Below are 7,557 nucleotides of genomic sequence, written 5' to 3'. Positions count from 1 at the left end.
GCGGCCAGCTCGGTGAAGTCCATCGTCCAGGCCGGCGCCGGCGCCGGCAAGATCAACCTCTGACGTCCGGTACGCGGGTCGGGGACCGTCTTTTCAGGACGGTCCCCGAACCGACTCAGCCGCAGGCGCCGGCCGGCGCCGGGGTCGGCGGCGGGGCGCCGATCGTGGGCAGGCCGAGTGGCACACCGGCCGGGCGCGGCGCGGCCTGCTGGGCCGCCCAGGCGTCGCCCGCGCGGGTGCGCCGGTGCGACAGCACGGGACCGTCGGCGTTGAGGTGGTGCGGGGCGGCGTACGTGATCGTGGTGTGCACGATGTCGCCCGGGCGCATGGTCGCGTCGCCGGCGAAGTGCACCAGCCGGCCGTCGCGGGCGCGGCCGGACAGCCGGCCCGTACGCCCGTCCTTGCGGCCCTCGCCCACCGCGACCAGGACCTCGACGGTCTGGCCGACCAGCTTCTTGTTCTCGTCCCAGGAGATGTCCTCCAGGGTGGCGATGAGGCGGTCGTAGCGGTCCTGGACCACGGCCTTGGGGACCTGGTCGGGCATGGTGGCGGCCGGGGTGCCGGGGCGGATCGAGTACTGAAAGGTGAAGGCCGAGGAGAACCGCGCGGCCCGGACCACCTCGAGCGTGTCGAGGAAGTCGGCCTCGGTCTCGCCCGGGAAGCCCACGATGATGTCCGTGGTGATCGCGGCGTCCGGCATGGCGGCGCGGACCTTGTCGATGATGCCGAGGTAGCGCTCGCGCCGGTAGGAGCGGCGCATGGCCTTCAGCACGGCGTCCGAGCCGGACTGCAGCGGCATGTGCAGGCTGTGGCACACGTTGGGGGTCTCGGCCATCGCGGCGATCACGTCGTCGGTGAAGTCCTTCGGGTGCGGGCTGGTGAACCGGACCCGCTCCAGGCCGTCGATCCCGCCGCAGGCGCGCAGCAGCTTGCCGAACGCGTACCGGTCGCCGAACTCCACGCCGTACGAGTTGACGTTCTGGCCCAGCAGGGTGACCTCCAGGGCGCCCGCGTCGACCAGGGCGCGCACCTCGGCGAGGATGTCGCCGGGGCGGCGGTCCTTCTCCGTGCCGCGCAGGCTGGGCACGATGCAGAAGGTGCACGTGTTGTTGCACCCCACGGAGATCGACACCCAGCCCGCGTAGGTCGACTCGCGCCGCGTCGGCAGGGTCGAGGGGAAGACCTCCAGCGACTCCAGGATCTCGACCTGGGCCTCGGAGTTGTGCCGGGCACGCTCCAGCAGCACCGGCAGCGAGCCGATGTTGTGGGTGCCGAACACCACGTCGACCCAGGGCGCCCGCTTGGTGATCTCGCCCTTGTCCTTCTGGGCGAGGCAGCCGCCGACGGCGATCTGCATGCCCGGGTTGGCCTTCTTCACCGGGTGCAGGTGGCCGAGGTTGCCGTAGAGGCGGTTGTCGGCGTTCTCGCGCACGGCGCAGGTGTTGAAGACCACGACATCGGGGGTCGTCGCGTCACTGACCCGGACATATCCGGCATCCTCGAGGAGGCCGGAGATGCGCTCGGAGTCGTGCGCGTTCATCTGGCAGCCGTAGGTGCGCACCTCATATGTACGCGGCCGCGAAGCTGGGGTAGTCATGACGGTAGTAAGGGTAGCCGCGACGATCGGAGCAGCGCATGTGCCGCAGCATCAAGACCCTCCGCGAGCCGTTCACGGAGGACGTGACCGCCGACGACATCGAGGCCGCGGCCCTGCAGTACGTCCGCAAGATCTCCGGCTTCCGGGTGCCGGCCGCACACAACGCCGAGGCCTTCGACAAGGCGGTCGCGGCGGTCGCGGCCGCGACCCGCGAGCTTCTGGAAACCATCGAGGTACGCGGTAGCGCGCGGCGATCCCCGACCGGATGATATGCGGCGCGTTATCACACTGTGATGCCCGCGTGCCGGTCACGCCACGTGTGCGCCCTTATGGTTGATCGCAGCCAGCCGGACGGTCGACGAGGGGGCGCCGAATGACCGACAGCTCGACAGATCCGCTCATCCGCATGTCGGGCGTCAACAAGCACTTCGGTGACCTGCACGTGCTGCGCGATGTCGACCTGTCCGTGGCGCGCGGCGAGGTGGTCGTGGTCATCGGCCCGTCCGGCTCGGGCAAGTCGACGCTGTGCCGGGCGATCAACCGGCTGGAGCCGATCGACTCCGGCGAGATCGTCTTCGACGGCGTGCCGCTGCCGGCCGAGGGTCGCGCGCTGGCCCGCCTGCGCAGCGAGGTCGGCATGGTCTTCCAGTCGTTCAACCTCTTCCCGCACCGCACGGTCCTGGACAACGTCACCATGGGGCCGATCCGGGTGCGCAAGGAGAAGCCGGCCGTGGCCCGGGAGCGGGCCCTGGCGCTGCTGGAGCGGGTCGGCATCGCCAACCAGGCCACGAAGCTGCCGGGGGCACTGTCCGGTGGCCAGCAGCAGCGGGCGGCCATCGCCCGCGCGCTCGCCATGCGGCCCAAGGCCATGCTCTTCGACGAACCCACGAGCGCGCTGGACCCGGAGATGGTCGGCGAGGTGCTCGCGGTCATGACCGACCTGGCGGCCGAGGGCATGACGATGGTCGTGGTGACCCACGAGATGGGCTTCGCCCGCCACGCGGCCAACCGCGTGATCTTCATGGCGGACGGCCAGCTCCTGGAGGACGCGCCGCCGGCCGAGTTCTTCGCCAACCCGCGCACGGAGCGGGCCCGCGACTTCCTTTCCAAGATCTTGACGCACTGACCGCATCGACGTGCGCCGTCCCACAAGGGCGTCGCATCGACAGAGGGAGAGTGAATGAGCATCAAGAAGATCGCGACAATCGTCGCATTGGCCGCCCTGGCCATCGCCCCCGCCGCGTGCGGCAAGGAGGGCACCCCCACGCCGAGCACGCCCGGCGGCACCGGCGCCGCCCCGGTGAGCGACGCGTGCGCGGACACCGGCATCACCTACACCGCCGCGACGCCGTCGCTGACCGGCAGCCCGACGTACGACCGGGCCAAGGGCGCGGGCAAGATCGTCATCGGCGTGAAGTTCGACCAGCCGAACCTGGGCTACAAGGACACCCAGGGCAAGCGGTGCGGCTTCGACATCGAGATCGCCCGCTACCTGGCCAGCAAGCTCGGCTTCGACGAGTCGAAGATCGAGTACAAGGAGATCGCCTCCGCCAACCGGGAGACCGAGCTCAAGGGCGGCGGCATCGACTACTACGTCGGCACGTACTCGATCACCGACCAGCGCAAGAACGACGTCTCGTTCGCCGGGCCGTACTTCATCGCCGGGCAGGACCTGCTGGTCCGCAAGGACGAGTCGGCCATCACCGGCAAGGAGACGCTGCAGGGCAAGAAGGTCTGCTCCGCGACCGGCTCCACGCCGATCCAGCGGGTGCGTGACGAGAAGCTCACCGACCCGGCCAACATCTCCGAGTTCAAGACGTACTCGGAGTGCGTGTCGCAGCTGCTCGACGGCAAGACCGACGCGGTGACCACGGACGACGCGATCCTCAAGGGCTACGCGGCGCAGAGCCCCGACAAGCTCAAGGTGGTCGGCAAGCCCTTCAGCACGGAGAAGTACGGCATCGGCCTGGCCAAGGACGACAAGGCGCTGCGCGACTTCATCAACGACGCGCTCGACGCCTCGTTCAAGGACGGCACCTGGCAGAAGATCTACGACGCGACGCTCGGCAAGTCGGGGTCGCCGGCGACGGCGCCGCCGCTCGAGCGGTACTGACGTTGCGCACCGGTGCGGCGCGGGCCAGCGGCCCGCGCCGCACCCACGCGGTGGAGTTGGGAGGGGCATGGAGACGTTCTTCGCGGTGCTGACCGACAACTGGTCGGACTTCGTGCGCGGCTTCGGCACGACCATCCGGCTGTTCCTCATCGCGGCCGCGGCCAGCCTCGTGTGGGGCACCGTGCTCGGCGCGATGCGGGTCTCCCCCATCCCGGCGCTGCGCGCCTTCGGCGCCACCTACGTCAACCTGATCCGCAACACACCGCTGACGCTCGTCTTCGCGTTCATGGTGTTCGCCGTGCCGAAGCTGGGTGTGAACATCGACTTCGTGCCGAGCGCGCTCTTCGCGCTGTCGGTCTACACGGCCGCGTTCGTCTGCGAGGTCGTCCGCTCGGGCGTCAACACCGTGCCCAGCGGACAGGCCGAGGCGGCCCGGGCGCTGGGCATGAACTTCAGCCAGGTGCTGGGGCACGTCGTGCTGCCGCAGGCGCTGCGGGCGATGGTGGCGCCCCTGGTGAGCGTGTTCATCGCCATGCTGAAGAACACGACGATCGCGGCCGGCTTCTCGGTGTTCGAGGCCGGCGCCATCCCGGCCTACCTGTCCGAGCGCGGCCAGAACCAGTTCGCGGTGCTGGTCTGGATCACGATCGGCTTCCTCATCCTCATCGTCCCGCTGGCCCTGCTGCAGCGGTCCATGGAACGCAGGCTGCGAGTGGTCCGATGAGTGTTCTCTATGACCTTCCCGGGCCCAGGGCACGGCGGCGCAACGCGGCCTTCGGGGCGCTGTCCACGGTCGCGATCGTGGCGCTGGTGGCCTGGATCATCTACCGGTTCTGGGCGACCGGGCAGTTCGAGGCCATCAAGTGGCAGCAGTTCCAGTACGAGGCCGTGCAGCTGGAGATCCTGGCCGGCCTGGGCAACACGCTCAAGGCCGCCGGCATCGCCGCGGTGCTCGCCTGCCTCCTGGCGGTCGTCCTGGCCGCCGGCCGGCTCAGCGACAACGCGCTCTTGCGCGCCCCTGCCACGACCGTCGTGGAGTTCTTCCGAGCCGTACCGCTGCTGATTCTGATCTTCTTCGGGTACTACGTGCCGCTGCAGTTCGGCTGGCGCATCGACACGATCTGGGCTCTCGTCCTGGGCCTGACGCTCTACAACGGGTCGGTACTCGCCGAGATCCTGCGCGCCGGCATCAACGCCGTGCCGCGGGGACAGACCGAGGCGGCGTACTCCCTGGGCCTGCGCAAGAGCCAGCTCATGCGGCTGATCCTGCTCCCCCAGGCGTTCCGGGCCATGCTGCCGGCGCTGGTCAGCCAGCTCGTCGTGCTGCTCAAGGACACCGCGCTGGGCTTCATCATCGCGTACCCGGAACTGCTGTACGTCGGCAAGGCGATCGGCGGGCGGCTCGCCTTCGACCTGCCGTACGTGCCGGCGTACCTGGTGATCGGCACGATCTACATCAGCATCTGCGGGGCGCTGTCGGCGTTCGCCTGGTGGCTGCGTCGCCGCCTGCGCTAGCGGACAGCTCTGCCTAGCGGGCCACCTCGGACGAGCGCGACTCGCGCACGACCGTGACGCGGATCTGGCCCGGGTAGGTCAGCTCCTCCTCGATCTGCTTGGCCACGTCGCGGGCCAGCACCGAGGCGCCGATGTCGTCCACGTCGTCGGGGCGCACCATGACCCGGATCTCGCGGCCGGCCTGCATGGCGAACACCTTCTCCACGCCCTGCTTCGCCGACGCGATCTCCTCGATGCGCTCCAGCCGCTTCACGTACGCCTCCAGGCTCTCCCGCCGGGCGCCCGGCCGACCGCCCGAGCAGGCGTCCGAGGCCTGGGTCAGCACGGCCTCCAGGGTCTGCGGGGCGACCTCGTTGTGGTGCGCCTCGATGGCGTGCACGACCTCCTCCGGCTCGCCGTACTTGCGGGCCAGGTCCGCGCCGATGAGGGCGTGGCTGCCCTCCACCTCGTGCGTGAGCGCCTTGCCGATGTCGTGCAGGAACGCGCACCGCTTGATCAGCTGGGGGTCCAGGCGCAGCTCGGCGGCCATGATGCCGGCGATGTGCGCGGTCTCCACCAGATGCTTGAGGACGTTCTGCCCGTAGCTGGTGCGGTAGCGCAGGCGGCCCAGGTGGGTCATCAGCTCCGGGTTCATGTCGGTGATGCCGACCTCGACGAGCGCCTCCTCCGCGGCCCGGTCGCACATGCGCTCCACCTCGTGCCGGGCGGCGTCGTAGACCTCCTCGATGCGGTGCGGGTGGATGCGGCCGTCGAGGACCAGCTTCTCCAGCGTGAGGCGGCCCACCTCGCGCCGCACGGGATCAAAACACGACAGCAGCACCGCCTCGGGGGTGTCGTCGATGATCAGGTTGACGCCGGTGACCGACTCGAACGCCCGGATGTTGCGGCCCTCGCGGCCGATGATGCGGCCCTTCATCTCGTCGCTGGGCAGGTGCAGCACGCTGACCACGCTCTCGGCGGTCTGCTCGCTGGCGACCCGCTGGATCGCGTCGACGACGATGTGCCGGGCCCGCTGCTCGGCGGTGTTGCGCGCGTCGTGCTCGATGTCGCGGACCAGGATGGCCGCGTCCCGCTTCGCCTGACCCTCGATGGACTCGATGAGTTCCGCCCGGGCGGCCTCGGTGGTCAGCCCGCCGATGCGCTCCAGTTCCCGGCGGTACATCTCCTCGGCCGCCGTCAGCTCCGCCTCCCGGACCACCAGGGCGCCTTCGCGCTCGGTCAGGTCGGCGTCGTGGGCGGCGGACCGGCGGTCGCGGTCGGCGAGCCGCTCCGCCTCGTCGGCGAGCAGCCGCTCACGCTCGTCGAGGCGGCGCTGGCGGCGCTCGGCGTCGGCGGCCTGCTCCCGGGCGACGGCGGTCAGGCTGGCGACCTCGCGCTCGCCGGCCCGCCGCGCGGCCACCCGGGCCTGCTCCGCGTCGTGGTCAGCCTGCTTGTGTGCCCGCTCCAGCAGCGCGTCCGCCTCGGTGCGGGCCGCGGCCAGGATGCGCTGGGCCTCCGTACGCGCGGCGGCGGCCTCCGTGCGGGCCGCCGCGGCCTCCGCCTTCGCCGAGGCGGTCTCGGCGAGCGCCTTCTCCGCCGCCAGCCGCGCCTTCTCCGCCTGGCTGATGGCCTCGTCGGCGCGGCTGCGCGCCTGCTCGTCGGCCTCGGCGGAGGCGTGGGCGTCCTCCCGCTCGGCGGTGATTCGCGGGCCGGTCTCAAGATTGCGCAGCGCGCGCATGACCAGCGCGCCGCCGGCGATCACAAGGACCGCGAGCACCACAACCGCGAACGTGAGCACGATCTCCAGCGGAGCCACCGTCGCCTCCCCTCCCGTGCCCGCCGTTCCGGGGAACGACGCGCCATGTTGGATCGGGAGTCCGTGGCCACCGCGGTCTGTTCAGTTTTCTGCGCAGGCGACAGCAGGCCGGAGCGTGTGCTGTCGGAACCACGGGCCGTCACTCTGGCCGTGGATCACGACATCGGCCGCCGGTGGGGTTGTCCCCCGGTCGACCTTGGGCGCTCGGCGTCGCCGTGCCGCGCGCAGCGGGTACGCTCACCTTCCGTATCACTGCGAACGCGGGACGTTGCGCAGTACCCGCGCCGCCTGCGATGCGGCTCCTATTGATGTTATTTTGTTACGCGATCTATGTTGTGCGGTTGTTCCGCGGTGGTGTCTGACTCCCGGTAACGCGAGGCTAGGCGCCCGATGCCGCTCCGGTCAAGGACCCATGATCCGGCACTAGTCGGGACGTACGTCGCGTCGCGTCACGCTTACTGGCCTTCACCGTTCCCACCTGCGGGTGAACTCTAACGATCACCCGCATTCGCGCACCCCCGCACGGAACGACAAATC

At 70.3% G+C, this 7,557-nt stretch carries 7 protein-coding genes; 5 read left to right on the top strand and 2 right to left on the bottom strand.

Features of this window, described 5'->3' with window-relative positions:
- Positions 1–115: 115 nt before the first annotated feature.
- Positions 116–1,597 (bottom strand): tRNA (N6-isopentenyl adenosine(37)-C2)-methylthiotransferase MiaB, encoded by a 1,482-nt coding sequence (gene miaB / locus ABD191_RS16920; RefSeq protein ID WP_344082658.1) that lies wholly within the window; start codon positions 1,595–1,597, stop codon positions 116–118.
- 38 nt (positions 1,598–1,635) lie between these two features.
- Between miaB and ABD191_RS16915 the strand changes: the two genes are divergently transcribed.
- From ABD191_RS16915 to ABD191_RS16895, 5 genes are all read left to right on the top strand, one after another.
- Entirely contained in the window at positions 1,636–1,866 is a 231-nt protein-coding gene (locus tag ABD191_RS16915) for a DUF2277 domain-containing protein (RefSeq protein ID WP_344082656.1), read from the top strand.
- Between the two features lie 104 nt (positions 1,867–1,970).
- Positions 1,971–2,723: an amino acid ABC transporter ATP-binding protein gene (locus ABD191_RS16910; RefSeq protein ID WP_344082654.1), complete on the top strand. Its 753-nt coding sequence runs from the start codon at positions 1,971–1,973 to the stop codon at positions 2,721–2,723.
- Between the two features lie 54 nt (positions 2,724–2,777).
- Positions 2,778–3,710: a glutamate ABC transporter substrate-binding protein gene (locus tag ABD191_RS16905; RefSeq protein WP_344082652.1), complete on the top strand. Its 933-nt coding sequence runs from the start codon at positions 2,778–2,780 to the stop codon at positions 3,708–3,710.
- A gap of 67 nt (positions 3,711–3,777) precedes the next feature.
- On the top strand, positions 3,778–4,434 hold the full coding sequence (locus tag ABD191_RS16900) for an amino acid ABC transporter permease (protein WP_344082650.1): 657 nt from the start codon (positions 3,778–3,780) through the stop codon (positions 4,432–4,434).
- On the top strand, positions 4,431–5,225 hold the full coding sequence (locus ABD191_RS16895; protein ID WP_344082648.1) for an amino acid ABC transporter permease: 795 nt from the start codon (positions 4,431–4,433) through the stop codon (positions 5,223–5,225). Before ABD191_RS16900 ends, ABD191_RS16895 begins: the two co-directional genes overlap by 4 nt.
- A 13-nt stretch (positions 5,226–5,238) precedes the next feature.
- Here ABD191_RS16895 and rny read toward each other — a convergent pair whose 3' ends face one another.
- Positions 5,239–7,020, bottom strand: a complete 1,782-nt coding sequence (rny, locus tag ABD191_RS16890) for a ribonuclease Y (protein ID WP_344082646.1) — start codon at positions 7,018–7,020, stop codon at positions 5,239–5,241.
- Positions 7,021–7,557 lie beyond the last annotated feature (537 nt).

This window comes from Luedemannella helvata, from assembly GCF_039528415.1.
In the GTDB taxonomy this organism is placed as follows: Bacteria; Actinomycetota; Actinomycetes; order Mycobacteriales; family Micromonosporaceae; genus Luedemannella; species Luedemannella helvata.
The sequence above is the reverse complement of the archived record's forward strand: the minus strand, read 5'-3'. Positions and strand labels throughout refer to the sequence as shown.

Bases quoted from the DNA above. Each gene is read 5' to 3' on its own strand.
- ABD191_RS16915 (WP_344082656.1), top strand. From the start codon at position 1,636: ATGTGCCGCAGCATCAAGACCCTCCGCGAGCCGTTCACGGAGGACGTG.
- miaB (WP_344082658.1), bottom strand. From the start codon at position 1,597: ATGACTACCCCAGCTTCGCGGCCGCGTACATATGAGGTGCGCACCTAC.
- ABD191_RS16900 (WP_344082650.1), top strand. From the start codon at position 3,778: ATGGAGACGTTCTTCGCGGTGCTGACCGACAACTGGTCGGACTTCGTG.
- ABD191_RS16905 (WP_344082652.1), top strand. From the start codon at position 2,778: ATGAGCATCAAGAAGATCGCGACAATCGTCGCATTGGCCGCCCTGGCC.
- ABD191_RS16910 (WP_344082654.1), top strand. From the start codon at position 1,971: ATGACCGACAGCTCGACAGATCCGCTCATCCGCATGTCGGGCGTCAAC.
- ABD191_RS16895 (WP_344082648.1), top strand. From the start codon at position 4,431: ATGAGTGTTCTCTATGACCTTCCCGGGCCCAGGGCACGGCGGCGCAAC.